The organism is Paenarthrobacter sp. NPDC090522 (genome assembly GCF_044769225.1).
GTDB lineage: Bacteria > Actinomycetota > Actinomycetes > Actinomycetales > Micrococcaceae > Arthrobacter.
Map to the genome: position 1 here is coordinate 89,690 of NZ_JBIVXL010000015.1, position 26,249 is coordinate 115,938.

25 protein-coding genes and 1 tRNA gene are annotated in these 26,249 nt (G+C 62.1%); 12 read left to right on the top strand and 14 right to left on the bottom strand.

Annotated elements, in window-relative coordinates:
• Positions 1–9 precede the first annotated feature (9 nt).
• Entirely contained in the window at positions 10–975 is a 966-nt protein-coding gene (locus ACIQT2_RS18220; RefSeq protein ID WP_402949203.1) for an NAD(P)H-binding protein, read from the bottom strand.
• 67 nt (positions 976–1,042) lie between these two features.
• Between ACIQT2_RS18220 and ACIQT2_RS18225 the strand changes: the two genes are divergently transcribed.
• From ACIQT2_RS18225 to ACIQT2_RS18245, 5 genes are all read left to right on the top strand, one after another.
• The gene (locus ACIQT2_RS18225; RefSeq protein WP_402949205.1) at positions 1,043–1,381 is read left to right on the top strand and encodes a metalloregulator ArsR/SmtB family transcription factor; all 339 of its coding nucleotides are present in this window, start codon (positions 1,043–1,045) and stop codon (positions 1,379–1,381) included.
• Positions 1,382–1,637: 256 nt separating this feature from the next.
• Complete coding sequence (locus tag ACIQT2_RS18230) at positions 1,638–3,155, top strand: purine-cytosine permease family protein (protein WP_402949208.1); 1,518 nt, start codon at positions 1,638–1,640, stop codon at positions 3,153–3,155.
• Positions 3,148–3,744: a TetR/AcrR family transcriptional regulator gene (locus ACIQT2_RS18235; RefSeq protein ID WP_402949210.1), complete on the top strand. Its 597-nt coding sequence runs from the start codon at positions 3,148–3,150 to the stop codon at positions 3,742–3,744. The genes ACIQT2_RS18230 and ACIQT2_RS18235 overlap by 8 nt, the downstream gene beginning before the upstream one ends.
• Before the next feature lie 87 nt (positions 3,745–3,831).
• Positions 3,832–4,821, top strand: a complete 990-nt coding sequence (locus tag ACIQT2_RS18240) for a nitrilase-related carbon-nitrogen hydrolase (RefSeq protein WP_402949213.1) — start codon at positions 3,832–3,834, stop codon at positions 4,819–4,821.
• Between the two features lie 8 nt (positions 4,822–4,829).
• Positions 4,830–5,837: an agmatine/peptidylarginine deiminase gene (locus ACIQT2_RS18245; RefSeq protein WP_402949216.1), complete on the top strand. Its 1,008-nt coding sequence runs from the start codon at positions 4,830–4,832 to the stop codon at positions 5,835–5,837.
• A 49-nt stretch (positions 5,838–5,886) separates the two neighbouring features.
• Here ACIQT2_RS18245 and ACIQT2_RS18250 read toward each other — a convergent pair whose 3' ends face one another.
• The 7 genes from ACIQT2_RS18250 to ACIQT2_RS18280 all read right to left on the bottom strand — a co-directional run bounded on the left by ACIQT2_RS18250 (position 5,887) and on the right by ACIQT2_RS18280 (position 9,228).
• A complete protein-coding gene (locus ACIQT2_RS18250; protein WP_402949219.1) occupies positions 5,887–6,441 on the bottom strand; it encodes a TOPRIM nucleotidyl transferase/hydrolase domain-containing protein in 555 nt (184 codons plus the stop codon).
• A 51-nt stretch (positions 6,442–6,492) separates the two neighbouring features.
• Positions 6,493–6,672 (bottom strand): hypothetical protein, encoded by a 180-nt coding sequence (locus ACIQT2_RS18255; protein ID WP_397323282.1) that lies wholly within the window; start codon positions 6,670–6,672, stop codon positions 6,493–6,495.
• A gap of 65 nt (positions 6,673–6,737) precedes the next feature.
• Positions 6,738–7,166 carry a hypothetical protein gene (locus ACIQT2_RS18260; RefSeq protein WP_402949222.1) on the bottom strand — a complete coding sequence of 143 codons (429 nt, stop codon included), beginning with the start codon at positions 7,164–7,166 and terminating at the stop codon, positions 6,738–6,740.
• Between the two features lie 236 nt (positions 7,167–7,402).
• Positions 7,403–7,723, bottom strand: a complete 321-nt coding sequence (locus ACIQT2_RS18265; RefSeq protein ID WP_402949225.1) for a PadR family transcriptional regulator — start codon at positions 7,721–7,723, stop codon at positions 7,403–7,405.
• A gap of 24 nt (positions 7,724–7,747) precedes the next feature.
• The gene (locus tag ACIQT2_RS18270) at positions 7,748–8,110 is read right to left on the bottom strand and encodes a hypothetical protein (protein ID WP_402949228.1); all 363 of its coding nucleotides are present in this window, start codon (positions 8,108–8,110) and stop codon (positions 7,748–7,750) included.
• A gap of 23 nt (positions 8,111–8,133) precedes the next feature.
• Positions 8,134–8,210: transfer RNA gene (locus ACIQT2_RS18275), tRNA-Thr, on the bottom strand.
• A gap of 139 nt (positions 8,211–8,349) precedes the next feature.
• Positions 8,350–9,228 (bottom strand): DsbA family protein, encoded by an 879-nt coding sequence (locus ACIQT2_RS18280; RefSeq protein WP_400333750.1) that lies wholly within the window; start codon positions 9,226–9,228, stop codon positions 8,350–8,352.
• A gap of 166 nt (positions 9,229–9,394) precedes the next feature.
• Between ACIQT2_RS18280 and ACIQT2_RS18285 the strand changes: the two genes are divergently transcribed.
• The 5 genes from ACIQT2_RS18285 (at position 9,395) to ACIQT2_RS18305 (ending at position 16,062) form a co-directional block, all read left to right on the top strand.
• Positions 9,395–10,873 carry a trehalose-6-phosphate synthase gene (locus ACIQT2_RS18285; RefSeq protein WP_397323285.1) on the top strand — a complete coding sequence of 493 codons (1,479 nt, stop codon included), beginning with the start codon at positions 9,395–9,397 and terminating at the stop codon, positions 10,871–10,873.
• On the top strand, positions 10,863–11,666 hold the full coding sequence (gene otsB / locus ACIQT2_RS18290) for a trehalose-phosphatase (RefSeq protein ID WP_400333746.1): 804 nt from the start codon (positions 10,863–10,865) through the stop codon (positions 11,664–11,666). The genes ACIQT2_RS18285 and otsB overlap by 11 nt, the downstream gene beginning before the upstream one ends.
• Before the next feature lie 207 nt (positions 11,667–11,873).
• A complete protein-coding gene (locus ACIQT2_RS18295) occupies positions 11,874–12,956 on the top strand; it encodes an ABC transporter ATP-binding protein (RefSeq protein ID WP_402949233.1) in 1,083 nt (360 codons plus the stop codon).
• 95 nt (positions 12,957–13,051) lie between these two features.
• Positions 13,052–14,653, top strand: coding sequence for a beta-N-acetylhexosaminidase (locus ACIQT2_RS18300; protein ID WP_402949235.1), 1,602 nt, complete (start codon positions 13,052–13,054; stop codon positions 14,651–14,653).
• On the top strand, positions 14,650–16,062 hold the full coding sequence (locus ACIQT2_RS18305) for a DUF4032 domain-containing protein (protein ID WP_397323290.1): 1,413 nt from the start codon (positions 14,650–14,652) through the stop codon (positions 16,060–16,062). Before ACIQT2_RS18300 ends, ACIQT2_RS18305 begins: the two co-directional genes overlap by 4 nt.
• A gap of 143 nt (positions 16,063–16,205) precedes the next feature.
• On the opposite strand, the gene ACIQT2_RS18310 is transcribed toward ACIQT2_RS18305, so the two are convergent.
• From ACIQT2_RS18310 to ACIQT2_RS18335, 6 genes are all read right to left on the bottom strand, one after another.
• Positions 16,206–18,317, bottom strand: coding sequence for a DEAD/DEAH box helicase (locus ACIQT2_RS18310; RefSeq protein ID WP_402949238.1), 2,112 nt, complete (start codon positions 18,315–18,317; stop codon positions 16,206–16,208).
• Positions 18,317–19,159 carry a DUF1837 domain-containing protein gene (locus ACIQT2_RS18315; protein WP_402949240.1) on the bottom strand — a complete coding sequence of 281 codons (843 nt, stop codon included), beginning with the start codon at positions 19,157–19,159 and terminating at the stop codon, positions 18,317–18,319. Before ACIQT2_RS18315 ends, ACIQT2_RS18310 begins: the two co-directional genes overlap by 1 nt.
• Positions 19,160–19,270: 111 nt before the next feature.
• On the bottom strand, positions 19,271–20,242 hold the full coding sequence (locus ACIQT2_RS18320) for a nucleotidyl transferase AbiEii/AbiGii toxin family protein (protein WP_402949243.1): 972 nt from the start codon (positions 20,240–20,242) through the stop codon (positions 19,271–19,273).
• Positions 20,239–20,817: a type IV toxin-antitoxin system AbiEi family antitoxin domain-containing protein gene (locus tag ACIQT2_RS18325; RefSeq protein WP_402949245.1), complete on the bottom strand. Its 579-nt coding sequence runs from the start codon at positions 20,815–20,817 to the stop codon at positions 20,239–20,241. Before ACIQT2_RS18325 ends, ACIQT2_RS18320 begins: the two co-directional genes overlap by 4 nt.
• A 283-nt stretch (positions 20,818–21,100) precedes the next feature.
• Positions 21,101–21,784, bottom strand: a complete 684-nt coding sequence (locus ACIQT2_RS18330; protein ID WP_402949248.1) for a GntR family transcriptional regulator — start codon at positions 21,782–21,784, stop codon at positions 21,101–21,103.
• Between the two features lie 53 nt (positions 21,785–21,837).
• Positions 21,838–23,304 carry a chlorohydrolase family protein gene (locus ACIQT2_RS18335; RefSeq protein ID WP_402949250.1) on the bottom strand — a complete coding sequence of 489 codons (1,467 nt, stop codon included), beginning with the start codon at positions 23,302–23,304 and terminating at the stop codon, positions 21,838–21,840.
• Positions 23,305–23,449: 145 nt separating this feature from the next.
• Between ACIQT2_RS18335 and ACIQT2_RS18340 the strand changes: the two genes are divergently transcribed.
• Both ACIQT2_RS18340 and ACIQT2_RS18345 read left to right on the top strand, forming a co-directional pair.
• Positions 23,450–24,487 carry an ABC transporter permease gene (locus ACIQT2_RS18340; RefSeq protein ID WP_402949253.1) on the top strand — a complete coding sequence of 346 codons (1,038 nt, stop codon included), beginning with the start codon at positions 23,450–23,452 and terminating at the stop codon, positions 24,485–24,487.
• Positions 24,488–24,521: 34 nt separating this feature from the next.
• Positions 24,522–26,243, top strand: coding sequence for an ABC transporter substrate-binding protein (locus ACIQT2_RS18345; RefSeq protein ID WP_402949256.1), 1,722 nt, complete (start codon positions 24,522–24,524; stop codon positions 26,241–26,243).
• The last annotated feature ends 6 nt before the right edge of the window (positions 26,244–26,249 follow it).

Consider the following 26,249-nt stretch of genomic DNA (forward strand, 5'->3'; position numbering starts at 1 on the left):
CAACGAGAACTATCTAGGACCGCGGCTGCCGTCGTCAAGAGTTGGCAATGAGCCGCTGGCCCCCTGAGTTCTCCGCCCCTTCGCGTTCCACCAATTCACGACCCGCAAGTCCCTGAGTCCGAACTTTCCCTCCGGCAGGGCAGACCTGATGCGGTCCTCCGTAAACGGGAGCTTCGGCTTGAGGTCCTGCGGAAGCGCGGAGGCGTAGGGCGCTGGGTCGCTCACTCCCTCGTCGAGCATCCGGGCTTGTGCCTTGGCCACGAGGGGAACAACCATCAGCCATTCTGTGAGCTGCGCCAAGGCCCGGATGGTCCACACGGGCACCGGCACGAACAATGGCTTGCGATCCGCAACCCGGGCAATCCTGCGCACGGCCGTCCCCAACTCGAGTTCTTCCGCGCCCAGCAAGGCTACTGTGGCGTCCGGCAGCCGACCATGGAGGGCCGCGATCAGAACGGACACCGCTTCCTGTACCAACACCGGCCTGACCGTCCGCTCGCGGAAACCCACGGTCGCGAAGATTGGCCAGGTCCGCACCGCCTTGGTGACATGATCCACCATGTGATCTCCCTGCCCGTAGATCATGCCCGCCTTGATGATCGTGTAGTCCAGTCCGGACGCGCGGACCAACTCCTCGGCTGCCCACTTCGTTTCGTGATAGCCGGAACCGCAGTCCGGCCTGGCCCGAAGGAAGCTGAGCATGACAATCCGCTTCACGCCGGCGCGCCGCGCTGCCTCGAGCACTGCCTTGGTGCCTTCCACATGCACCTTTTCAAAGGTTTGTCCGCCTATTTCCCGGTTGATGCCCGCACAGTGCGCCACGGCATCAACCCCTTCGAATGCTGCGGTCAAGGCCTCCACGTCATCGATGGCCACGCCCGTTCGGCGTGAAACGACAACTGTGTTGGGACTGGCCAACCGTTCAGCCAAGTGACTTCCCACGAATCCGGTCCCACCAGTAATAGCTACCCGCATGTTCTTGCTCCTTCGCTTATTAGCAATGAAGCTAAACTGTATATAACTAATGTGCTATATTGCAAACATGGCAGATACAGCGTCCGAGATCTTCGCCGCCTTGGCACACCCCACCAGGCGGCAGATCCTGCAGGATCTCAAGGATGGGGAGCTGGCCGCCGGGGAGATCGCTTCCCGCTTTAATGCCACCGGACCCACCATCTCCAGGCACCTCAGCGTGCTGCGTCAGGCCGGGCTCATCACCGAGCGCCGGGAAGCCAACCGCATCCTGTACTCGCTGGTCGGCGAGCGCCTTGCACTCTCGGTCGGCGACTTCCTCTCGACGGTCTGCCCGGAACAAATCGTTCTCCGCGAGATCCGAAAGCGTCCCGCCAAGCCGGCAAAGGAAGCCCGCGCCCAAGCATGAGGCCCGCGGGTGCACCCACTCCCTCCCCACGCACCCACTCCCGCACCACGCACCACCAAAGCCCACCCAGCGCACCCACTCCCGCCCCACGCACCCGCGAGAAGCGTGGCCCAGGGCGTCAGCGGGCGCGACGCATTCATGACTGGCGCCACTCCCCTCCGAATTGAGACCCCCGAGCACTCTTGACTGAAATTTCAGTCAGGATCTATAGTGATTGCATTGCATCAACGTGATGTAGTTCACGAAAGGCTCTGACATGTTCAGCACGCGCTTCCGCAAAGACGCGGATCCCGTCGGTGCCGAGTCCTCCCCCAAGGACAGCTTCGGCCGCATCGAATCAGTCGGCATCGAGTACATCCCCGACGAACAACGCACTTCCCGCCCACGTAACCTTTTCTCCGTCTTCTTCGGCGGAAACTTTGCTTTCTCGGTCATCGTTTTCGGCTGGCTTCCCATCACCTTCGGGCTCGATTTCGTAGGTGCCGCAACGGCCAGTCTTACCGGACTCGTCATCGGAACCATCCTCATTGCACCCATGGCACTCCTTGGCCCCCGGACCGGCACCAACAACACCGTATCCAGCGCCGCACACTTCGGCACCCGGGGAAGGCTGATCGGTTCCGGACTGACTCTCCTCTTCGCACTGGCCTATGCAGCCATTGCCGTATGGACCTCCGGGGACGCGCTCGTGGCAGCTGCCCAACGGCTCCTGGGCATACCCCTGGACAGCACCACGCTCGCCATCGGCTACGCCGTCATCTCCATCGAGATCGTCCTCGTCGCCCTTTTCGGCCACGGCACGGTGGTCGCCATGCAGAAGTTCGTAGCGCCGGTGGTCGGACTTCTCCTCATCGCAGGGATCGTGGCCTTCGCCCCCACGTTCAGCCCCACAACCGTGCACGGCGACTACCTCCTGGGCGACTTCTGGCCCACGTGGATTCTGTCCGTGGTGATCTCCATTGGCGGCCCGCTGTCCTATGCGCCCACTCTGGGTGATTACAGCCGGCGTATCTCCCGCAAAGCCCACTCGGATCGCGCCGTCCTCGCCGCAACCTGCTTTGGTGTTTTCCTGGGCCTGTTCGTCACAGCGCTCTTCGGCGCGTTCACCGCCTCCGCCATTCCAGAACTGGGCGGCTCGTACGTCGCTGACCTGGTGCATGCTTCGCCCGTTTGGTACCTGCTGCCCATCCTGATCATCGCGTTGGCGGGCGGCCTGGGCCAAGGGGTCCTGAATCTCTACGCGAGTGGCCTCGACCTTGAAGCCCTCTTTCCGCGGCTCCGCAGGATCCACACCACGCTCATCACCTCGGCAGCCGCCGTCGGGCTTCTTTACCTTGGCGTCTTCGTGTTCAACGCCGTCGACTCCATCACAGCGATGACGCTGGTACTCAACGGCTTTGCCGGTCCCTGGGTGGCCATCAACGTGCTCGGTTTCCTTGTTGCCCGCCGGGGAAAGTACAGTCCCGCAGACCTCCAATTGTTCAGGGCAAACGGTCCTTCAGGACGCTATTGGTTCACAAAGGGTTGGAATCTGAGGGCAGTCATTCCGTGGGCACTCGGTTCCGTGTTTGGCGTGCTCGCCACGGACACCTCCCTCTATACCGGCCCCCTCTCGCACCTGGGCGGTGGCGTGGACCTGAGTTTCGTGGGATCCACGGTGATCGGATCGCTCGGATACCTGGCAGCCCTGCGGCTTTGGCCGGAGGCTCCGGCTGTACAGGATGGCACGGCAACGGAGCGGGGTGAGCACGTATTACTGTCAAACCATGACTGACAAACTAGCCAAGATCCTGACCGCCGCCACCACCTGCATTGCCAGGAGCGGTGTGCGGGGACTGCGGGTCAACGATGTTGCGAAGGAAGCCGGCGTCTCCTCCGGACTGCTGTACTACCACTTCACGGACAGGGCCGGCCTGCTCGCCGCTACCCTCGAGCACATCAACAAGCAGGTCAGCAAGGACGACGCACCCTCGGCGAAGGCCACCCAGGACAGCGGCAAGCACCTCAGGCATCTCCTCCTGAACGAAATCAAGGACGACGCCGACGTCCGCCGGAACTCGGTGGCGTGGAACGAACTCCGGGCCTGTTCCATCTTCGAACCGGAACTGACCGAGCCGCTTTCCCGCACTACGTCCGAATGGAACCGTGAAATCGCCGAGGCCATCCAGGCAGTCCACCCAGGCACCAACAACCAGGAAGCAGCCGTCACGGCAGAAATCCTCACCAGCCTGGTGGAGGGCATCTCGGGACGCTGGCTCAGCGGCTTCATCACCACGGAACATGCACGTTCCCTGGTGTCCGGCGCCATCGACTCACTGACCGCTCCCCTGGGCAAGGTTTCCGGACAGGACCTTGGCTCATGAACAACCACAAGCACCACAACCACATACCGGGTTCCTCGAGAACCCCACGAGACAAGGACCCCTAGGTCCAGTCAGGACGATCCAACCATGGACATCATCAGCAACACCACGCCGCCCGAGTCGTTCGCCCGAAGCCGCGAATCCAGCCGCCAACCCCTCCGCGTGGCACTTGTCCAGCACCGCTGGCGGAATGACGCCGCCGCACTCCGATCAGTGTTGACCGAGGCCATCGGCAAGGCAGCCGCAGCGGGCGCCACGTCCGTCTTCCTTCCGGAACTGACTCTCTCCAAGTACCCGGCCAACGTCCGTGCGGGAGCCAACCCAGCGCAGGACGCCGAGGACCTCCTCACCGGCCCAACGTTCGATTTCGCAGCCGCAGCGGCCAGCAAACATGGCGTCACTGTCCATGCTTCCCTCTACGAACGGGCCGACGGCGACGACGGGCTGGGCTTCAACACCGCCATCCTTGTCTCGCCCACCGGAGAACTGCTCGCGCGGACACGCAAGACGCACATCCCCATCAGCGCCGGCTACTACGAGGACACCTACTTCCGGGCCGGACCTGCCGACGACGCCTACCCGGTGTACCGTCCAGCGGAACTGGACCATGCCGCCGTCGGGCTTCCTACCTGCTGGGACGAATGGTTCCCCGAAGTAGCGCGGCTCTACTCACTGGCCGGTGCCGAGATCCTGGTATACCCCACCGCCATCGGTTCCGAGCCGACGTTCCCGGACTTTGACCACCAACCGCTGTGGCAGCACGTGATCACCGGCCACGGCATCACCAACGGCACCTTCATGGTGGTCCCCAACCGCACAGGCGACGAGGGGGACATCACGTTCTACGGGTCCTCGTTCATTTCAGATCCCTACGGCCGAGTCCTGGTACAGGCACCGCGGGACAAGGAGGCTGTGCTCATTGCAGATCTGGACCTCGACCAGCGCAAGGACTGGCTGGACCTGTTCCCTTTCCTGACCACGCGCAGGCCTGACACCTACGCGGAACTCACGCGCGAGGTGGACGTCGAACGCCCGTACGGCGCCGAGACCGGCGTGCAGAACGCGGCACGGCCATGACCTGGCGCATGCCCAGCGAGACGGCTCCACAGGAGCGCGTCTGGATGGCGTTCCCGCCCGAACGCTCCTCGATCGGGCACACGGACCAGGAAACCCACGAGGCACGGGCGGCGTGGGCTGCGGTTGCCCACGCCGTGTTGCGGTTCGAGCCAGTCACCATGGTCGTCGATCCGCCGGATATGGAAGCCGCGCGCCGCTACCTTTCCGCTGATATCGAGTTGGTGGCAGCGCCGCTTGATGACGCGTGGATGCGGGACATCGGGCCGACTTTCGTGATTGACGACGGCGGCCGGCTCGGTGGCGTGGATTGGGTCTTCAACGGGTGGGGCCAGCAGGATTGGGCCACGTGGGGCAAGGATTCCGCCGTCGGGGCCGAAGTAGTGCGGCTGGCCGGCGCGGGCCTGGTGGACAGTAGTTTGGTGAACGAAGGCGGCGGAATACAGGTTGACGGACTGGGCACGGTCTTGGTCACCGAGACCGTGCAGTTGGACAAGTACCGGAACCCGGCGCTGAGCAAGGCCGATGTCGAGGCGGAACTGCGGCGCACCATCGGCGCCACGCACGTCATCTGGCTACCGCGCGGCCTGACCCGTGATTCAGAAGCTTTGGGAACCCGCGGCCACGTGGATATCGTCGCAGCGATTCCCTCGCCTGGCGTGTTGCTGGTCCACTCGCAGCGCAACCCCGACCATCCGGACTTCCAGGTCACCGCGGACATCATTTCCCTGCTCGCCACGACGCACGATGCCGAGGGACGTTCCTGGGACATCGTCGAGGTGCCCGCCCCGGAGATACTGCGCGACGAGGAAGGGTGGGTGGATTACAGCTACATCAACCACCTGGTGGTCAATGGCGGCGTCATAGCCTGCAGTTTCGACGATCCCGCAGATTCCGAGGCCAAGCGGATCCTGGAGCAGGCCTATCCGGGCCGCGAGGTGGTCATGGTGGACGCCCGCCCCATTTTCGCGCGGGGCGGCGGAATCCACTGCATCACCCAGCACCAGCCCGCCGTGTAGGCGTTCTGGCTGAAGGCTCGACGGCGGCGCCTCCTTGGGGTGCCGCCGTTCAGTCCGCGCCGGCGAAGGCCGCCACAAGAAGTCCAAGCGGAGGCGGCGCTTCACCGTCCGGCAACGCCTCCACCAGCAGCCGGGCGTACCTCACCTTGTTGCCGCTCCGTCCACCGAAGAACCTCCTCAGCTGCGCCGCGACCGGTCGGTCCCGTAACGAGGGTTGGCGTTGCAGGAGCCGGAACGAGGCAAGTTCGCCCTGTTGTTCAATGACATCCAGCACGCCTTCCGTCCCCAGGGCACGGATCAGCTCGTCCTCGAGGTCCTCGTGGCAAACATAGAAGCCCAGCTCATCCAAGGAACCTGGCCCGATGCCCACCCGGCCGAGTGCCCGGGCAATTCCGGGAGACTCGCCGGCGTCGCATAAACCCAGCAAGCGGTGGTTTGCACCCGTGGGCCCGTAGCGGTCGAGGAAATGGATGATGCTGGTGGCGCCACCCATGGGTACCACTGTCACCCGCTCGGTAGCCAGATGATGCCCCAGGCGTGCAGCCAGCACCTCCACGGCCACCTTGTCGCTCTCCCCTTCGACCAACACCGTCGTTTCCCGCATATGGCCAGTATGTAGGACCAGGCTGCTGCATGCAGTGCTGAAAGTTGCCCGCTATTCCCAGGCCGCAACCACTACCAGATCGGAGTTGCCGGCGAGGTGCGTCCCTTTATGGCCTGCGTCCAGGTTGCAAAATGCCGTGAAGCCCAAGTGGTCTGTCTCTGCCGGGCAAGCGTCGTCGTTGATACCCAACAATTCGGTGGGCAAATTGTCCCCAACCTTGAATGTACCCATCCCAGATCCCCCATATCTTTGTGATGTTTGGTTGAGTCTAGCCTGTGGGCTTCCCTGAGCACCCTTCAGTGGGTGCTTGAGCCAAGCGGCCGCCCATGCTCGTCAAAGGGTGATCCGTCCTCGGTCACCAGGAAGTCCTCGATAACCTTGCCGGATGTGGTGTCGATGATGACCACCGAGTTTGCCGGCCATGCGGGGTCCGGCACCACCGCGTAGTCCACGTCCGCGACGGTCGTCACTTTGCCGGCTTCGTTCCTCGTACGGTTGAAGGCGTCGACGATCTTTCCCGTGCGGGTGTTCACCGCGACAGTTTCCCGCGGCAATCCCTCGGCAGATCCTGAGACGGGCGTTGCATTCCACCAGCCTTCGTATCCACCAGTGATGATGTGCCCGGCCTTTCCCGATTCACTGTCGGCCGGTGTCATTTGGCCCACCACCGTAGATCCTATGGCCGCCACCGCGACTGCGCTGATCACTCCAAGAACAAGTTTCATGCTTTTCCCCCTTTTCCGGCGCGACAGCAGAAGGCTGGCGCGGTGTACAACTTCCATGAATCTAGCCCGAACGGATGAGCACAGGGCACCGATCAACAACGATGAGGTTGAGATGCCGTACGCTGGCCCATCCCTGAGGTCGGCACGCCATTGTTCCTCACGCACGGCCCGCGAATGTTGCGGAGTGACCAGAAGGCACATGTGGAGCACTGTTTCCCGGGCTCGTGACCGCAGCACTAGCACGCCCCCATTGCCCACTTGGAGTGCGGAATCGTCGTCTGCTTCTTGGCCGCCTGAGCGCTCACATAGGCCAATGCCAATGGACGGGCGTCGGCAAGCAGCCTGTAATATCTGCGCCTGGGCCCTTTGCGAACATCGCTGGTATCCCACTCCCCCTGAATCCAGCCAGCTGCTTCAAGGCGGTCCAGTATCGGGTAGACCGTCCCGGGCTTCTTTCCGGCGTCCTTGACGATCTGCAAACCCCACACGCTCTCCGCCGATAACAGCGACTCGAGAACCAGCGTGGTGGCTGGTGTAACGCGCCCGAGATTCTCCATGCGCCTAAGTCTACCTATATAGATTTAGGATGAGGTCCGCACGGCCCGCCACCGTGCCAGAAAAGCTGAAACCCCAAACGTGCCTAATGTGGCCGCCGCACCCGCGGCAGCACCTGCGAATCCTCCGAGGATGAGCGCGGTGCCCCGAAGGTCCAGGCCCCGTCCTCCCGCGAAATGCTCATCGTACGGTGGAGGGAAAAGGCGCATTGCGACAATGCCGCCGAAGGCGCAATAAGCGATGCAGGCAAGAAGTCCGGCAACCAAGAACCGGGCCATCCATCGTCTTGGCAGTTTGGCGTGGATGACTGCTCCGGCGATGATCAACAGCACAGAGGGAGCCACTGCCAGCACCCAGAACAGGATGAGTTCCAGATCGTCGTAGTCCATGACTTGATGCTAGCCGGGTGTAGTGGAGCCCCCTGCCGGATTCGAACCGGCGACCCCCTGTTTACAAGACAGGTGCTCTGGCCAACTGAGCTAAGGAGGCGTGCGAAGAACGCTAGTCAAGGTTAGCCCAGACCGTCCCCCACCACGAAATTCAAAGGCCCACGGCCGGGCGGGGAAACAACAGCGGCCGGTTGCCTTCGGGAAGAAGGCAACCGGCCGCCGTCGTACTTACCGGGAAATCAGCCCTTTGCGGTGATCGCGGTCTGGATCTCTGCGTTCAGGTCGGTTGAACCATCCCACTGCTTACCGTCGACGAAGACAGTCGGGGTGCCGGTGATGCCAATCGCCGCAGCTTCCTGCGTGGCAACCTTCACATAGGGCCGGAACTGCTTGCTGTCGATGCAGGAGTCGATGTTGGCCGCACCCACTTCCGTGGCCATGGCCTTGAGGTCCTTGTCCGAGATACCGGCGCTGCCTTCGGCGGGCTGGCGTTCGAAGAGGAGGTTGAAGAAATCGGCGTACTTCTCAGGCGAGGAGTTCACCACGCAGGCCGCGGCGTTCGCTGCGCGCGAGGAGTAGTTGGTGGTGGACTGCTGGTCCAGGAAACCAAGCGGGCGGTACTCGAGGGAGATTTTACCTTCGTTGCGCAGGTTGGTCAGGGACTCACCGTAGGTGGTCTCGAACCGCTTGCAGACGGGGCAAATGAAGTCGATGTAGGCCACTACCTTCACCGGCTTGCCGGCCTCGGCTTCGGCGCCGGGAGCCGTCACGGTTGCGGGCTTCGAAGCTGCCGGTGACGGAACGTCGGCGACGTTCACTGTTGCAGCTGCTGACTTCACGACTTCGCTGTTTGCCAGAAGTGTTACGCCACCGTGTACGTTGCCGTTGGCGGGCGTCGGGCCGCTGTCGGCAATGGGGGCGTTGTTCTGGATGTTGGTGACCACCACCAGGGCGATGACCACGAGGATGGCAACTACCGCAACCACGATGCCCCAGAGGACCAGCATCTTGTTGCGCTTGTCCTTCTTCAGCTGTTCTTCGCGGATTTTGCGCGCTTGTTCCCGGGCCTGGGCGGTCTTCTCGGCCTTGGACAGGCGCGGTTCGTTTGCGGGGCTCATCAGTTCCTCGTGGTTACTCGGCGTCGTAGTGCAACGGGGTCAGTTTACGGGAGCAAACCTGAGGATTTGCCGCCAGCACAATGACCCGGTTGTTGAACGATCAACTGGCGGCGATGATTCCGCCGGTAGGCTGGGATGTGAGTCACAGCAACCCCAGGGAGCAGTAATGCAGGATTTGGCAAGCGAAAAACTCAGTACCGAGGAAGGCGTCCGGGCATCGCCAACCAGGAAGCCGACGGCGAGCAAGTTCGACTTCATGGTGGTGTCCAACCGCCTGCCCGTCGACAGGTCCGACGACGGCTGGCGCCGCTCGCCCGGCGGCCTGGTCACTGCCCTCGCACCGATGATGACCAAGTCCGACGGCGCGTGGGTGGGTTGGCATGGCGCCCCGGATGAGACGGTGCGCCCGTTCAGCCATGAATCCATGGACCTCGTCCCGGTCCAGTTGAGCAGCCACGAAGTGGAGCTGTACTACGAAGGCTTCTCCAATGCGACTATTTGGCCGCTCTACCATGACGTGATTGCGCCGCCCGAGTTTCACAGAACCTGGTGGGACTCCTACCGGCAGGTCAACAAGAAGTTCGCCGACGCCGTCATCCGCCATGCCTCGGACGGTGCCACCGTGTGGGTCCAGGACTACCAACTCCAGCTGGTTCCCCGGATGCTCCGCACGGCCCGCCCGGACCTGAAGGTCGGATTCTTCAACCACATTCCCTTCCCGCCGCCGGAGATCTTCGCGCAGCTCCCGTGGCGCCGCGAGATCATTGACGGCCTGCTGGGCGCGGACCTCCTGGGCTTCCAGCGGCCCAGCGATGCCGGCAACTTCATGCGTTCCGCACGACGCTTCCTGGGGGCAAGCGTCAAGCAGCAGCAAATCCATGTGAAGGGCGCGGACGGCCAGGTCACCCACATCGCCCGCGCCCAGGCTTTCCCCATTTCCATTGACGTGGACCAGATCCGCGAACTCGCCAGCCGCCCGGACATCATCGAGCGGTCCAAGCAGATCCGCAAGGACCTGGGCAATCCCAAGACAATCCTCTTGGGCGTCGACCGGCTGGACTACACCAAGGGCATCGGGCACCGCTTGAAGGCCTTCGAAGAACTCCTCGCCGATGGCCACATCAAGGTGGAGGACGCCACGCTGATCCAGGTGGCCAGCCCCAGCCGCGAGCGGGTGGAGCAGTACCGGCTCCTGCGGGAGGAAATCGAAGGCACTGTGGGCCGGATCAACGGAACGTATGACACCATCCAGAACACCGCAGTGCGCTACCTGCACCACAGCTATCCGGTGGAGGAAATGGTGGCGCTGTACCTTGCGGCCGACGTCATGCTGGTGACCGCGCTGCGGGACGGCATGAACCTGGTGGCCAAGGAGTACGTGACAGCCCGTTCCGAAGACGACGGCGCCCTGGTGTTGAGCGAATTCGCCGGCGCCGCGGATCAGTTGAAGCAGGCTCTCCTGATCAATCCGCACGACATCGACGGCCTCAAATCGTCCATTCTCCGTGCGATCAACCTGGACCCGAAGGAAGCCCGACGCCGCATGAAGTTGATGCGCAAGCAAATCCTTGACCACGACGTTGACCACTGGTCGGCCGAGTTCCTCGACTCCCTTAAGGAAAAGGTGGTCCGCGATGACAGCTGAACAGACGCCCCTAACGCTGTCGCCGGAATTGCTGGACGCCATTCGAGGCATCGCGGGAACGGAACACCTCCTGGTGGCCCTGGACTTCGACGGCACGCTCTCACCGATCGTCGACCGCGCGGAGGACGCCCGCCCCCTCCCGCGGTCAGCTGCGGCCCTGGAAGAACTCGCCGGGCTGCCGCGCACGACGACGGCTCTCATCTCGGGCCGCGCACTGGACAGTTTGCGGCTGGTCGCCTCACCACCGGCAAACACGTTATTGATAGGCAGCCACGGAGCTGAAGTCTGGATGGGCGAAGGCTCGTTGGGTTTGGAGTTGGACGACGAGCAGCGTGAACGGCTGGCTTCGGTGCGCGAAGTGTTGGCCGGAATCGTCAACGTCGCCCCGGGAACCCTGCTGGAAGACAAGCCCGCGGGCGTTGTGCTGCACACGAGGCTTGCCGATGATGACGTGGCGGAGGACGCCGTCGAGGCCGCCCGGATCGAGTTGCAGGACCGCCCGGGCGTGTTCCTGAAGACCGGCAAGCGCGTGCTGGAGACGTCGGTGGTCCACGCTTCCAAGGGCGAAGCAGTGGAGTTCCTGCGCCAAGCGACGGGAGCTACGGCCATCCTGTTCGCTGGCGACGATGTGACGGACGAGGACGCGCTGGGCCGGCTCCTTGGCGACGACGTGGGCATCAAGGTGGGTCTCGACTTCACCCAGGCCGCGTTCCGCGTGGAAGCTCCCATGCACGTGGCCGAGCTCTTGGAGGCGCTGCTCCGCGAACGTCGTCGGGCCACCACCAACGCCTAGCGTGTGACGAACGCAATATGTGATCTTTGCAACAAATTCGACAGAGGGTCGAAGTGTCTGTAATACTCTTGCTTGTGACGTGACGCACATTATCGTGCGACGCCACGCATAACTCCTCGGCTTTGGCCGAGGAGTTTCAACTGAAGAAAATGAACCATTCACAACGGATCGTCCGGCACGTACCTGCCGGTGAAGGGATTGATAACTGTGGCTACAGTTACTTTTGATAACGCTACGCGTCTGTACCCGGGCACAGATAAGCCCGCCGTCGATAAGCTCAACATCGACATCGCCGATGGCGAATTCCTGGTCCTCGTTGGACCCTCCGGTTGCGGTAAGTCCACCTCCCTGCGCATGCTCGCAGGTCTTGAGGATGTGAACGCCGGCCGTATTCTGATCGGTGACCGCGACGTCACGGATGTTCCGCCGAAGGACCGCGACATCGCAATGGTCTTCCAGAACTACGCTCTCTACCCGCACATGACCGTTGCGGACAACATGGGCTTCGCACTCAAGATTGCCGGCGTTTCGAAGGAAGAGCGCGCAGAGCGTGTCCGCGAAGCAGCCAAGCTCCTCGACCTTGAGCAGTACCTGGACCGCAAGCCGAAGGCACTCTCCGGTGGTCAGCGCCAGCGTGTTGCCATGGGCCGTGCAATCGTCCGTAACCCGCAGGTCTTCCTCATGGATGAGCCGCTGTCCAACCTTGACGCCAAGCTCCGTGTCCAGACCCGTACGCAGATCGCATCCCTGACCCGCCGCCTCGGCGTCACCACGGTTTACGTGACGCACGACCAGGTTGAGGCCATGACCATGGGTGACCGCGTTGCAGTCCTCAAGGACGGTCTCCTCCAGCAGGTCGACACCCCGCGCAACCTGTACGACCGCCCGCAGAACGTCTTCGTTGCAGGCTTCATCGGCTCCCCTGCCATGAACCTGCTGGAACTGCCGGTTGTTGACGGCGGCGTCCAGTTCGGTGGCACCGTCTACCCGGTCAAGCACGACGTCCTGGATGACGCTTCGGGCAAGACCGTCACGGTTGGTACCCGCCCCGAGGACCTCGAAACGGTCGGCCAGGGCGAAGGCCTGCAGGTTGAGGTTGACGTGGTTGAAGAACTCGGTGCCGACGCTTACGTCTACGGCCACACCACCCTCGATGGCAAGAGCCACGACATCGTTGCCCGCGTCGACGGTCGCCGTCCTCCGATGAAGGGCGAGTCCATCTTCGTCCGTCCGCAGTCCGGCCACGTGCACCTGTTCGACACCAAGACCGGCCTCCGCCTGGGCGACTAGTCACCCTCGCCTAACCGGCCATCAGCAGATAGCGGCCCGACCCTCACCGGTCGGGCCGCTCTCTCGTTAACCCCTTCTCTGTCGGAAAGAACGGTATGAACTCCACGGACAACCTGATCCCCCGGCCCCAACACGTCACTGCCCTGGACGGCACGGCCTTTGCGCTGACGGCGACCACCCGCCTTGCCGCCTCCGCCGGAGCGGAACCGGTCGCCGAACAGCTCGCCACGCTACTCCGGCGCGGCACCGGTTTCGACCTTCCACTGGCCAGTGACTTCCGCCCCGGGGACATCGCCCTGGAGCTGGACCAAGCGTTCGACGGCGGCCCGGAGGCTTACGCGCTCACCGTCACCGACGCTGGCGCCCGGCTGAGGGCATCAACACCGGCAGGGCTTTTCAACGGAATGCAAACCCTCCGTCAGCTCTTCGCCCCTTTCATCGAACGCTCTCTCACCGAATCGCCCGATTCCACGGACGCTCTCGCAGGGGAACGCACCTGGGCGATTCCCGCCGTCGAAATTCACGACGCACCGCGCTTCCCGTACCGCGGCCTCATGCTGGACGTCGCCCGCAGCTTCTTCACGGTGGAAGAAGTCAAGGAACAGATCGACGTCATGGCCCAGTTCAAACTGAACGCCCTTCACCTGCACCTGACCGATGACCAGGCCTGGCGCATCGAAATCGTCATGCCGGAGAACAACCCGTCGGGGCTGGACTACGCCAACCTCACCGCTGTTGGCGGCGCAGTGAACCATCCGGGCGTCGGGCTCACGCCCGGGCACACCGGTTTTTACACGCAGCAGGATTTTCGGGACATCCAGGCCTACGCCGCTGCGCGGAACATCCTGGTGGTATCCGAAATCGACCTTCCCGGACACGTCAATGCGGCGCTGGCGGCGATCCCCCAGCTGAACCCGGACGGCATCGCCAAACCCGCCAACACCACGGGGGACGTGGGCTACTCCACGCTGACCGCCGACCTGCCGGCCACCTACGAGTTCGTCAGCGAAGTCCTGGGCCAGGTCGCTGCCATGACGGACGGTCCCTACATCCACATCGGCGGGGACGAAGCCCACGTCACCGGGCACGACAACTACGTGGCCATGGTGACGGAATTCGCCAGGATCGGCGCCGCAACGGGCAAGACTGTCGTGGGCTGGAACGAGTACGCGGAGGTGGAACTCCCGCGCGGCAGCGTGGTGCAGTACTGGTGGGGCGATCTCGCGCCCGTCGTCCGGCAGGCCCAGGAGACAGGCGCGGGAGTCATCATGTCACCGGCAGCCAACACGTACCTGGACCAGAAATACGATTCCGGCAGCCCCATCGGCCTGTCCTGGGTGGAGGGCGGCCCCTTCACATGGTCTGAGTATTACCAATGGAATCCGGCCCAGGGCGGCCTTGAGGACCAGCACTTGCTCGGTGTCGAAGGTCCGCTCTGGACCGAAACCGTCCGTGGCAACCAGCAGGCCTATTGGCTCATGTACCCCAGGGCCATCTCGCTGGCGGAGGTGGGTTGGTCCCGGCAGGAGGACCGGGACCTCGGTGACTTCCGACGTCGGCTTGGTGCCTTTGGTGAGCGGCTCGCCAAGCAGGGCGTCGGCTTCCAGGCCGCGTCCGACGTCGAATGGTCCGCCACAGCGGCGGATCCGTTCACAGAACTGAACAGCACCCCTGAGTACGGAACAATTGAGGCATGAGCGAGCAAAACGGAGCCCAGTGGCACGACGAACCAACCGACTACGGGCAGATCGGCAAGCTCCCCCGGACGGAAGCGGCCAGCGCGCAGGACTCGGCCCCTCCGGCCAGCGTCATTGGCTCGCTGAACATCACGGCTGCTGCCGCTGATCCTGAACTGTTGGACCTTCCCTGGCACATCGCCTTGGAGGAATGGCCGGCGGAGTACCTCGCCGCGCTCCCCCGCGGTATCTCCCGGCACATTGTGCGTTTCGCCCACTTGGGCGGCTCGGTCATTGCCATCAAGGAAACGTCAGAGCACGTGGCGCGGCATGAATACCACATGCTTCGAAAGCTCGCCCGGCTGGATGTCCCGTGCGTGGAGCCTGTGGCGGTCATTACCGGACGGACCACCGCCGACGGCAAGCCGCTGAACCCGGTGCTGGTCACCCGACACTTGAAGTTCTCCATGCCCTACCGCGCACTGTTCTCCCAGATGCTGCGCAAGGACACCCTGACCCGCCTGATCGACGCACAGGCCCTGCTCATGGTCCGCTTGCACCTCATTGGTTTCTACTGGGGCGATGTCTCGCTCTCCAACACGTTGTTCCGTCGCGATGCGGGCGCTTTCGCCGCTTACCTGGTGGACGCCGAGACGGGCGAACTGTACCCGGACCTGTCCCAGGGCCAGCGTGAGTACGACCTCGAAATTGCCCGCGTGAACATCGCCGGCGAGCTCATGGACCTCCTGGATGGCGGGCTCATCGAGGAAAAGGTGGACCCCGTGGCCACCAGTGAGCTGATCATGGACAGCTACCGGCGGCTCTGGGCGGAGCTCACGGAGAAGGAATCCTTCGAACTCGGCGAACGCTGGCGCGTCGGTGCCCGCATCCGCCGGCTCAACGAACTCGGTTTCGACGTCGAAGAATATGCCATCAAGACCACCGCCGACGGTTCCACCATCCAGCTCCAGCCCAAAGTGGTGGACGCCGGACACCATCAGCGGCGTTTGCTCCGCCTCACGGGCCTCGATGCGCAGGAGAACCAGGCGCGCAGGCTCTTGAACGACATGGACCAGTTCCGGGCGGACAACAACCCGGACCTGGACGAGGAAATCAGCGCCCATGCCTGGGTCAGCCAGATCTTCGAGCCTATTGTGCGGTCCATCCCGCGGCACCTGGCCGGGAAGTTGGAACCGGCGGAAGTGGTCCACGAGGTCCTGGAGCACCGCTGGTACATGAGCCAGAAGCAGGACCGCTACATTCCGTTGGCCGAAACCGTCCAGTCTTACATCGACACGGTCCTGCAGCACCGCCGTGACGAGGCAGCGATCATGCTGAACCCGGACACGGAGATGCTGAAGATCCTGGAAGTGGAGGTTGAGGAGTCGGGCCGCTACGACGACGAGGAATACCCCGACGCCGACGACTAAGGCCCATAACGTGAACCCGACGTCGGGTTCGACCGAAAGTATGGCCATGGTTTTTCATGCATCGGCTCCCGGTCGCACCCCGAGTCGGGGTAGCTCATCGGAGGTTCGTCGGGCGTTTTCTCAGGTTTATGAGAAGGCCTCGGTTACCCGGCAGGTGCGATCGTCGGCATTTCTTTCTTCAGCCCGGATGCAACGTCAGAGAGGAACCAGCGATCCACCTTGGTGAGTGTGGAAAGCACGCGTTGGTCTCTGGCCATGCGCACGAGCATGGCCACGACGTCCTCGATACTCTCGCCGTGCAACCCTAGGTTTGCGAGCTTCACGCCTACGGGTATGGGCAGTCCGTAGTCCTCCAGTTCAGCGATGAATGAGGGCAGGTAGAGCGACTCGATCTCCCGAATGACGTACTCGTAATTGGAGACTCGTTCGTCTCGGTCCTGGGCGACCTCCCGTTGGATGGAGCTTGCGGCGCGCAGCATGGAGGGTATCTTGAAACCCATCCAGTTACGCTGAAAACTCAACACATCATCAACTACGTTGCTGCGCGTCTGGCCGCGTCGCATATACGGTAACGCTGCATCAACCAGTGCCTGCACATCGCCTTGTGCGGTCCTCGCCGCGTTCAGCTTCGCGAGTATGGACCTGGCGTTCTCCCCGCTTCGATCGCGTCCGATGATGAGCTGGTCGTATCCGAGCGACACAACCGCAGCGAACTGCTCGCGAGTCGGGATACCGCTCCAAGACAGGTTCCGGAAGTCGCCCGGCCTGGCCTCCCGCATGCGGCGCGCCGCACCGATCTGGAGCGTTGGATCCAGTCCCCGATTCCGGCGCATCGTCTGGACGGAGAGTGCGTCCTGATCTAGGACGTGGCGCAGCCTCTCAACGGACTCTTCGGTCAGCTCGGCAGAATCGAGCTGAATCAACGTTGCGAGGGATGCTGCCGGGGACTGCGATTCGATAGGGAGATCGACTGTTGAGACCTCGGGTTCAGGCTGATCAGCGTAGGAGACGACTCGGCCGACGAAGTGCTTGAGCATCCGTCCGGCCCGGCCTCGGATATTAGAGAAGGTAAAGAAGTCGATCGGTTTCCGGTCGATCTTCTTGTCGTAGATCACGACGTTCCTTGCCACGGTGTTGACGCCCTCGATCAGCGTTGTAGTGCAAACGAGCCGATCAATCTTTTCCATCGCAAATAGACGAACCATCGCTCGCTGTAGGCTTCGGGGCATCGGACCGGTGTGCGTACCAACCCCACTGCGGAGTGCTCTTGCGACGAACCACTCCGGATCGTAGTGCTCTGCAATCCAGTCGGCGATTTCGATCACGAGTGGGTCTGCCGCTCCTGTACCGAGCTCGAAGGCTATGTCATTCGCCCGCCCCGGGCTACTCACGAAGATCAAGCTCGGACCGTCAGCCTGTTCGTCTAGAAACGTCTTCATATCTGAGAGTCGGTCCTCTACGTGGGACCGGTCTTCGACATCGACCACTACAGGATTGAAGTCCGATGTGATGAAGGATTTCGACAGCTCGCTGTCTGAGCCGAATTTCAAAGCATCGATGTTGGGCCCAAGAAGGTAATACTGGGCCCCGGTCCTGCGGAGGAGACGCCAGGCAATGTTGAGGTTCGATCGACGCTTCTCATCAGTCTCGCCGTCACCGAGCTTGTAGAACTCATCGATGATGAAGAAGTCGACACTGGGTACTGGGTCGAGCTCCAAGAAGCGCTCTTGGGTGAGTACGAAGATGTTCTTCAGGGTAGGTTTCTGGCTGGGGTGCGAGACGATCGTGTATCCAGTATCGAGCGCCACAAGTCGACGGCGAGTCTCATCGATGAGCGAGATCGTAGGAACGATGATGACGAAGTTCGCCCATTTTTCCGACAAGACCAAAGCGTCAACGATTGCGGACTTACCGAAGGATGTCGGAGCGGACAGGATCACACTCTTGCCGTCCATGAGTTGTTCGTAGATCTTCTGCTGCTCCGCGTGGAATGTAAATCCGTGCTTCTTCAACGACTCCGGAGAGTGGTAGGCAACAGTGAGTGCCTCTGCATCGCTGATCTCCTCGAGGTTCGGAGACATATAGGGGAAGAGGCCCAGTCGCGCCGCCAAAGAATCGACAATGACGCTTAGGGAGCCGGTACCAGAATACTGATCCAGAAAACGGATGAAGCGGTCACGGGCTTCTTGTTCATTTTCATCAGTCAACAGCATGTTGGATATCTCGCGCAGCGCAGCGAAGTCATCGGTCGCCATTAGATACCCTGAAGAGCTTTCAGTTTTGCATGCATCAGGTCCACCAGCCTTGCCTTCGACTTCAACGGAAGGAGTATCAACCGAATCTCAACCTCCATCGGTTTCGCCAGCCGCGACTCGAACCTCAATAGTGCGCCTGCTGTCTCATCAGTCATGGCAGCAATGTAACCGTTGCTTACGACATTATGAGTGTCAACTGCGTCACTGTCGTAGGTCAGGAATATCGGCATGACAATCGAACTTGATATATCGTCCAGGCTTCGAGCACGCGCGATCAAGCCTTTGAACTGCTGAGCATGCGGCCAGGAAGCGTCCACCTTGCGGGTGATAAAGACAAACTCTTTGCGCAGAAAGTCAGTGGCTAGGTGCGCCTGAATGTCTTGGAGCACGCTGTCCATTGCATCGTCGAGTCTTGAGTAGAATTTCGCCTCCCCTAGCCAGATCTTCATCTCTCCATTGCTGTCGGCTACAACATGGACACTGTCGAACCCCTTTACGACATCGTTTGAAGAGTCTTCATAGTAGATCTTGCTAACCGCTGGCTCCGCGCCATAGAAATCCACGAGTGCAGAGTGAAGGAGGAGTTCACCGAACTCTCCACGTCGACGATATTTATCAGTCGTATACACGGAGACTGCTGCGTCCCTAATCGATTGCAGGGCCGTCCTGCTGGACACGCTCTTCGCCTCTGTATAGGTGAGAGCAAAATCTAGCAAGTGGCGATCAAAGATGTCTTCGACGAGTTGATCTGCTCGCCACGCACCCAGCTCGTAACCAGCACATAGCGCATTGACGCTGACGGAGTTGGGCACGAGTTCGACCCGCACCTGCAGTATTGGCATGCTCAGCCTTCCTGCTCGCTCGGCCAAACCATATCAAAAGCGGTGCCCTCACATGAGCTGGCGATCCTTGCGCCACCATCCCTAGCCGATCTTGGTTTGATCGTCGCCCGCTTATTCATGCGGGTCCTCCTCGACATAGAGTCTCGCCCATTCATAAAGCGGATACTCCGCGCTGGTCGAGCTCGTCTCTTCCCACAACTGACCCGTTTGGTTCCATCGCAGATGAGCAACTTTGTTCGCGAGGACCGGCTCAGCAAAAGCCAGGCAGGCTTCGAGCAGGTCAGAGAAGCTCACCGGCGTCGATTTCTCGAGTCGCTGCTTCCTCCGCCAGACCTCCCACTTGCGTTGCGCCAGCGAGGGCATCTCAGAGAGCATCGGTCCGAGTGGTTCAAGGACTATCTGCCGGTAGCGGGCAACAACACCGATCGCTTCCTGGAGGTCTGTCCCTTCAACACTTCGCGTGCGGGCGATCGCAGCGATGTCGGTAAAGTCACGCCAGCGCGTGTTCTGATCGCCACGTTCAAGCGCCGTGATGATCTTTTCTGCGAGTACCATATGGTCGGGGTACCCAAGGAGCCGGAGCGTGCCTCCCAGGAGTAGTGGAAGCACGGCCTCAGTCGGGGCGGGCCAGATCGGATCACCGAAGTTCACATCAATATGCAGCGCGACCTGCGCCGTCGCCAACCGTGCGGTTACCTTGACTCGGACGCCGTTGTAGTCTGTGTCGTCGCGAATCTGTTCACCGCTGACAGAGTCCTCGTCGAACTCGAGCCCATCATTCCCTGGGATGGCAAGAATACTGCGGACACGCCTTTCAACCGCTGGGATGTCATTTGCGAAGCCGCGTGCAGCGAAGTCGATATCCCGAGTGGGCCTGCGTTCTGCAAACGCTGCCATCAGCACGCCACCCTTGAGCACGAAGTCTCCTGCGAACTCCGAGGCTGCGAGCCTCGCGAGGACGCCCTCGAGCGCGTACACCGTGATGTACTCGGCGGGATCGCGTTCCTGTTTTCGAGCGAGGTTGCGCAGGTCGTTATACGCGCGCCCTGCCAGAGTGTCTCTGGACGGTGTCGGAGGGGTCACAGGAGCACCTCCAGGGCTTGGCGGATTCGAGGCAGCGCCTTAGGAAACAATCCTGCGATCTTGAGTAGTCGTGCCGGGGTGTTCCCGCTCCTGCGGAGCCAGCGTCTGAGCGCCTCGTGCGCGACGTCACTACCTTCCTGATGCATGAGCCGGAAGCAGTCGACGAGGGTCCGCTCCGCTGAGTAGATCGCGACCTTGGCTCCTTGTCCTGCGTCAGCGCACTCGCGTCCGATCTCAAAGGTCCGCGGATCGAAGCTGTGCCAAGTCACGTTCGCAAGACCCGTCGGATGGTGCGTGCCGCGCGGTAGCGCGATATCGGAGGCGAACGGAATCGCATCGCTCAGGTCATGATGCACTAGAGCGCTCGTCAGGCACAGCGTTGCTTCTTCACGTAGCGTGGTCGCTGCTGCGAGCGCGGTGAACGCAGGCGGGATCGCGTCTGGGCGCACGTAGACGCCCCGGCCAACGCGCTCAATCTCTTCCCGGTCGAGCAGGGAATAGACCTGATCCTTAGTGAGACCCGCTTCGCGCGCGCCTTGGAGCGTGAAGGCGGGGGCAAGCTCACGTCCTGGCACGCACGCCTCCTAATTCTGTACACATCCAGACTATCTGTAGGCAGTTAGGCGGGGCAAGAGTGCAACGAAAATCATGAACAGTGCGACGCGGATGGCTTGCCTCACGGAAGAAACGCTCGCGAAAACACCGGCCGCTCCGGACACGATGGCGACGATGAGGTAGACGGATCGGTAGCAACACGCAGGGAAAACACGACAAAGTACTCAGCCGATTACGCCAAGTCTTCAAAGAACACCAAGGAATTGGTCCCAGACGAAGTGGCAGCCTTCAAGTCATTTGACCCTAGGGCTCCAGGGTCTCCGCCAGCCCGGCCAGGACGGGCTGGCGGCCCAGTTCAATGTGCGAGTACGCCAGGGAGTACGCCAGCTCGGGACGCCCGGCCAGGATCGCGTTGCACAGTTCAGTGTGCTCGTCCCGCTGGAGTTCGTTGCTGCGGTTGTGCGCCAACCCGAAGATCCAGCGCATCCGCCCGAACAGCGGCTTGACGGATTCGATCAGAAGGCGGTTGCCGGAGAGGCGCACGATTTCGGCGTGCAGTTCGGCGCTGATAAGTACGACGTCGTCAGTCCGGTCTTTGTCGATGGCCGCCTTCGAGGCTTCCATCAGTTCCTCGAGGCGCCCTCCGTCGCCGCTTTCGGCGACACGGGTGGCCGCCATCTTCGCTGCAAACGTCTCGAGGCAAAGCCGCACATCGAAGAGTTCGTTGACGTCGGTCAGGGTCAGTTGGCGGACCACTGCGCCACGCCGGGGGAACGTGGCCACGAAGCCGTCCTGCTCCAGGCGTTGAATGGCCTCCCGGACAGGGATCCTGGACACGCTGTACATCTCTGAGAGTTCGCGCTCCCGCAGCCGCGACCCCTGGGCGAAGGAACCGGAGACGATGCCCTCCAGGACCAACTGATAAACGTACTCCGCACGGGCTTCGTCATCGCGGACATTGCCGGCTTCCGGGATCGCCTCTGCCACTCTCAAACTCCCCTTCATGCGTGCGCCCGTGCGACTTTGCCGGACGGTTCCGCTCACTGCTCCAACCGAGCATACACGGGAGGAAACAGCTCATTTGCGGGACGGTTCAAAGCATCCCGGCTTGTGTAGGCTTCACGCATTTTCGTAAAGAGAACCTGGGCCTTGCCACGCCAGAAATCCAGGTCCACTCCCGCGATCTGGCCATCGGCCATGATGGTCCGTCCGGCCACAACGGAGAGGACAGCTTGGCGTGCCGTCCCGTTGAGGGTCAGGGTGCGGAAGGGATCGTCGTGGACACCGTCACGGATGTCGTCCAGGGAAAAGGCCACCATGTCCGCCTGGGCACCGGCTTCGAGCCGGCCAAGATCGGGGCGGCCCAGGGCGCGGGCTCCCCCGAGTGTGGCGGCATCGACATATCCGGCGAGGTCGCCGGCGTCGTTCCTACCGGCGAGGATCTTCGACAACTGCACCCCGGCGTCGATCCCGCGGATGAGGTCCGGCGGGAACGAGTCGGTCCCCAAGGAAATGTTGATGCCCGCTTCTTTGTAGGCGTTGAAGGAATCCAGGGTGCTGCCATAACGCATGGACGTGAGCGGACAGTGGATGATGCTTGCCCCGCTGGCCGCCAGCTTGGCCAGGTCACCCCTGTCTTCGCCGTGGACGGCTGGATTGCGGTCCACGTAGGTGGCGTGTGGAATCAAGAGCCTCTGGTTGAGCAGGCCCACCTGGTCCAAGAGCTCAAGGGGCGTAACGCCATGCCACTCCAGGATGAAGTCCCGCTCCACGAGTCCCTGCAGCGAGTGCAAGCGAACCAGTACGTCCCGTTCCCCGGAAACCGCAGCAGTCGCCTTGAGTGTTTCGATGTCCAGGGTCTCGATCCGGCACGGCAACAGGACCCCTTGGACCAACGGATCGTTCAATCCCGTCACGTGGTCAATGAAGCGCAAGGCGTCCGCGAATCCCTCACGGCCCCGATCGGCGTCGAACATCACTGAGCGTTGGCCGTCCTCCAGCACCACGTTCACGCCCGAGCGGTAGGCCGGCCCCAAGTACCCACGCAATCCGAGCCGCCTGCTGGTCTCGGCCATGCCGACGAGTTCCTCGAACGTCTCTGCCCATTCGGAGTGAACCTCTGACGCGATGGGCATGTAGGTGGTGATGCCGTGCAGGACCAGCTGGATGAGTGCGTACTCGCGGATCTGTTGGCGTTCCTCGGGCGTAAAAACATCCTCGCGACGATTCCTGAAGTAGTCCTCGGACCACTGGTGCGCCTTGGCGAGTTCCGGACCTGCCCAGCTGTCCAGGATGAGGTGGTCGACGTCCGTGAGGGCGTCAAGGTCGATCAACCCGGGCATCAAAAGCGCGTCGCCGAGGTGCCGTTCTTCGTCCACTGGTCCTCGGTAGTCAAGGCCAACGTACTCAATGGTGCTGCCCTTGTGGACCACGCAGGCATCCTCCAACAGCACATGCTGTCCATCGAGAAAACCCAGTACATAGCGGGCGGTGGTCTTGAGGTGCACAGGAGCTCCTTCGCTCAGGTCAGATAAGTCTCTGGTATTCCAAACAGTACATTAATTGTGATTTACATCCCATCAAAGGTGCTCTAATCTATTTTGGTATACAAGATTTTCCGGAGTCAGCTCCCTTCACGAAACGAGCAAACGGTTGACCCAGTTACAATCCGTCGAACCAAACACCGGCAGCCCACCGCTACCCACGGCAACGACGCCGGACAGCACGGCTGCCGCCCCCGCTGAAGCGCGGTCCCTGCTGGCCACGGCATGGCTGAGGATCCGGCGCAGCAAGGTTGCGCTGCTAAGCCTCTGCGTCGTGGTGGCCATCATGCTGTTCGCCATCCTTGCCCCGGTACTCAGTGCAATGTCCGGCAATGATCCCTTCACCTCCAACACCAGCCCCGAGGTCCTGGATGATTTCCAGACACCGGGCCTGCCCCTGCCCGGCTACATGTACCCATCTGCTGAGCACTGGCTGGGCGTGGAACCCGGGCTGGGCCGCGACCTCTTTGCCAGGCTCGCCTTCGGCGGACAGGTATCGCTCACCATCGCCCTGCTGTCCACCGCCGTCTCCGTGGTGCTGGGGACCGTCCTCGGCGCGGCGGCGGGCTACTTCGGCGGCAAGACCGACGCCATCATCAGCCGGATCATGGACCTGTTCCTCGCGTTCCCGCACCTGTTGCTGGTCCTCTCGCTGACGCCGATCCTGCAATCGCGACTCCGGGACACGCCGTTGGGTGAAGGCAGCTTCCTTCCCATGGCGTCCTTGGTGATCATCCTTGGCTTCTTCGGCTGGGCCTACTTGGCCCGCATCGTCCGCGGCCAGGTGCTCAGTCTCCGCGAGCGCGAGTTCGTCGAAGCCGCCCGTTCCTTCGGGGCTTCCCACGTGAGCGTGCTGTTCCGCCAGATCATCCCCAACGTCATGGGCGTGGTCCTGGTGTACGCCACCATGCTCATTCCCACCAACATCTCCGCTGAAGCAGCCCTGTCGTTCCTGGGCGTAGGCGTCAAGGACCCCACGCCGTCGTGGGGCCAGATGCTCAACGCCGCACAATCAGGCAACTGGTACCTCAGCGATCCTTGGTTCCTGGCCGTCCCGGGCGTGATGCTCATTGTCACCGTCCTGGCCTTCAACCTCCTGGGCGACGCAGTCCGCGACGCCCTGGACCCCAAAGCATCCCGCCACTAAATCTCCGTTTCACCCACCCTTCAAGAGGAGCACCATGAAAACCCCCACGAGAGCACTGGCGCTTTCCGTGCTGATCGCGATGTCGGCCGCCGGCTGCAGCGCAGGTCAAGACCAGGCCAACAACTCCAAGCCGGAGTCCGTCACCGAACTGGCACCGGTGGTGGTGAAGTCCGGCTTCAACGCCAAGGGCGGCAACATCAACGTCCTGATGTCGTCGGACTTCCAGACCCTGGACCCGGGCAACAGCAACTACGTACAGACGGCCAACGTCGGCCAGCTCTACTACCGCACACTGACCATGGCCAAGGAGACCGCCGGCCAGCCTCCAACGGTGGTGCCCGACCTCGCCACGGACACCGGCAAGGTTTCCGATGACGGCCTGAGCTGGACGTTCACCCTCAAGGACGGCGTGAAGTTCGAGGACGGCACGCCCATCACTTCGGCAGACATCAAGTACGGCGTGGAGCGCACCTTCGCGCAGGACGTCTTCACCCAGGCGCCGCAGGAACTGAATGCAGCCCTCGACGCCGGCGGGTACAAGGGGCCGTACAAGGATCCTTCCGCTGTGCTCAAGGCCGTTGAAACGCCCGACGAGCGCACTATCGTCTTCCACTTGAAGAAGCCATTTGCCGAATTCCCCGCGTTGGCCTCGCGGTCCAACACGGCTCCGGTCCCCGCAAACAAGGACAGCAAGCTGGATTACACCAACCACCCGGTCTCCTCGGGCCCGTACATGGTGGAGTCCTACAACCGCGGAAAGTCGCTGAAGCTGGTCCGCAACCCGCATTGGGATCCTGCAACGGACCCCAACCGTTCCGCCCTGCCTGACACGTTCAGCTTCTCCTTGTCCACGTCGCAGGCCACCATCAGCCAGCAGTTGCTCGCGGACTCGGATCCCAACGCGATCACCCTCGATTCCAACGGCGCCCTGCAGACCTCCGATTCAGCAAAACTCGCTGACGCCAAGGTCAAGGACCGTGTGGCCTCGGGACTCCTGGGCTGCAACGACGTGCTGAGCCTGAACACCCAAAAGATCAAGGACCCGGATGTCCGGAAGGCAATCGCCCTGGCACTGGACCGCCAGTCCATCCTGGTCCAGTACGGCGGACGCCGCTTCGGTGAGCTCACGCAGAGCCCGCTCAATGACAAGATGCGCGGGTACGTTGAAACTGAACTCGAATTGGATCCCGCGGGCAAGCCCAAGCTGGAGGAAGCCAAGAAGCTGCTCGAGGGTAAGGAGTACCCCAAGACGCTCACCTACGGCTACGCCAACAACCGCGATGCCTTCAAGAACACCGGTACCGTGATCCAGCAGAACCTTAAGGCCTTGGGTATCGACGTCGAACTCGTGGCCATCCCTGCACCGAACTACTACTCGATCATGGCCAGCGAACAGCTTCCGGACCTGGGCCGATCCGGCTGGTGCGGCGGTGCCGACCCGGCGTCAATCCGAACCTCCGCAGACCCCTTGCTGGGACCGAACAATGACGGCACCAGCTACGGTTTCTCCAACACCTCCCGCTACTTCGATCCGGTGCTGTCCAAGACCATGTACGAGCTCCGCAACACAGACGGCACATCGGAGGAACTGGGCAAGAAGTGGTCTGAGGCGTTCGGCACAGCTTTGAAGACCTACCCGATCGTTCCGCTGATCCGCACCCACACCAACTCCGTGGTGGGCTCCAAGGTGCGGAACGCCCAGGTTGGCTACTTCTTCGGCGGAATCGACCTTTCGATCGTCGGCGTCGAGCACTAACTCCAA

Coding starts and splice junctions, on each gene's coding strand:
- ACIQT2_RS18220 (WP_402949203.1), bottom strand. CDS start 975: ATGCGGGTAGCTATTACTGGTGGGACCGGATTCGTGGGAAGTCACTTG.
- ACIQT2_RS18225 (WP_402949205.1), top strand. CDS start 1,043: ATGGCAGATACAGCGTCCGAGATCTTCGCCGCCTTGGCACACCCCACC.
- ACIQT2_RS18230 (WP_402949208.1), top strand. CDS start 1,638: ATGTTCAGCACGCGCTTCCGCAAAGACGCGGATCCCGTCGGTGCCGAG.
- ACIQT2_RS18235 (WP_402949210.1), top strand. CDS start 3,148: ATGACTGACAAACTAGCCAAGATCCTGACCGCCGCCACCACCTGCATT.
- ACIQT2_RS18240 (WP_402949213.1), top strand. CDS start 3,832: ATGGACATCATCAGCAACACCACGCCGCCCGAGTCGTTCGCCCGAAGC.
- ACIQT2_RS18245 (WP_402949216.1), top strand. CDS start 4,830: ATGCCCAGCGAGACGGCTCCACAGGAGCGCGTCTGGATGGCGTTCCCG.
- ACIQT2_RS18250 (WP_402949219.1), bottom strand. CDS start 6,441: ATGCGGGAAACGACGGTGTTGGTCGAAGGGGAGAGCGACAAGGTGGCC.
- ACIQT2_RS18255 (WP_397323282.1), bottom strand. CDS start 6,672: ATGGGTACATTCAAGGTTGGGGACAATTTGCCCACCGAATTGTTGGGT.
- ACIQT2_RS18260 (WP_402949222.1), bottom strand. CDS start 7,166: ATGAAACTTGTTCTTGGAGTGATCAGCGCAGTCGCGGTGGCGGCCATA.
- ACIQT2_RS18265 (WP_402949225.1), bottom strand. CDS start 7,723: ATGGAGAATCTCGGGCGCGTTACACCAGCCACCACGCTGGTTCTCGAG.
- ACIQT2_RS18270 (WP_402949228.1), bottom strand. CDS start 8,110: ATGGACTACGACGATCTGGAACTCATCCTGTTCTGGGTGCTGGCAGTG.
- ACIQT2_RS18280 (WP_400333750.1), bottom strand. CDS start 9,228: ATGAGCCCCGCAAACGAACCGCGCCTGTCCAAGGCCGAGAAGACCGCC.
- ACIQT2_RS18285 (WP_397323285.1), top strand. CDS start 9,395: ATGCAGGATTTGGCAAGCGAAAAACTCAGTACCGAGGAAGGCGTCCGG.
- otsB (WP_400333746.1), top strand. CDS start 10,863: ATGACAGCTGAACAGACGCCCCTAACGCTGTCGCCGGAATTGCTGGAC.
- ACIQT2_RS18300 (WP_402949235.1), top strand. CDS start 13,052: ATGAACTCCACGGACAACCTGATCCCCCGGCCCCAACACGTCACTGCC.
- ACIQT2_RS18305 (WP_397323290.1), top strand. CDS start 14,650: ATGAGCGAGCAAAACGGAGCCCAGTGGCACGACGAACCAACCGACTAC.
- ACIQT2_RS18310 (WP_402949238.1), bottom strand. CDS start 18,317: ATGGCGACCGATGACTTCGCTGCGCTGCGCGAGATATCCAACATGCTG.
- ACIQT2_RS18315 (WP_402949240.1), bottom strand. CDS start 19,159: ATGCCAATACTGCAGGTGCGGGTCGAACTCGTGCCCAACTCCGTCAGC.
- ACIQT2_RS18345 (WP_402949256.1), top strand. CDS start 24,522: ATGAAAACCCCCACGAGAGCACTGGCGCTTTCCGTGCTGATCGCGATG.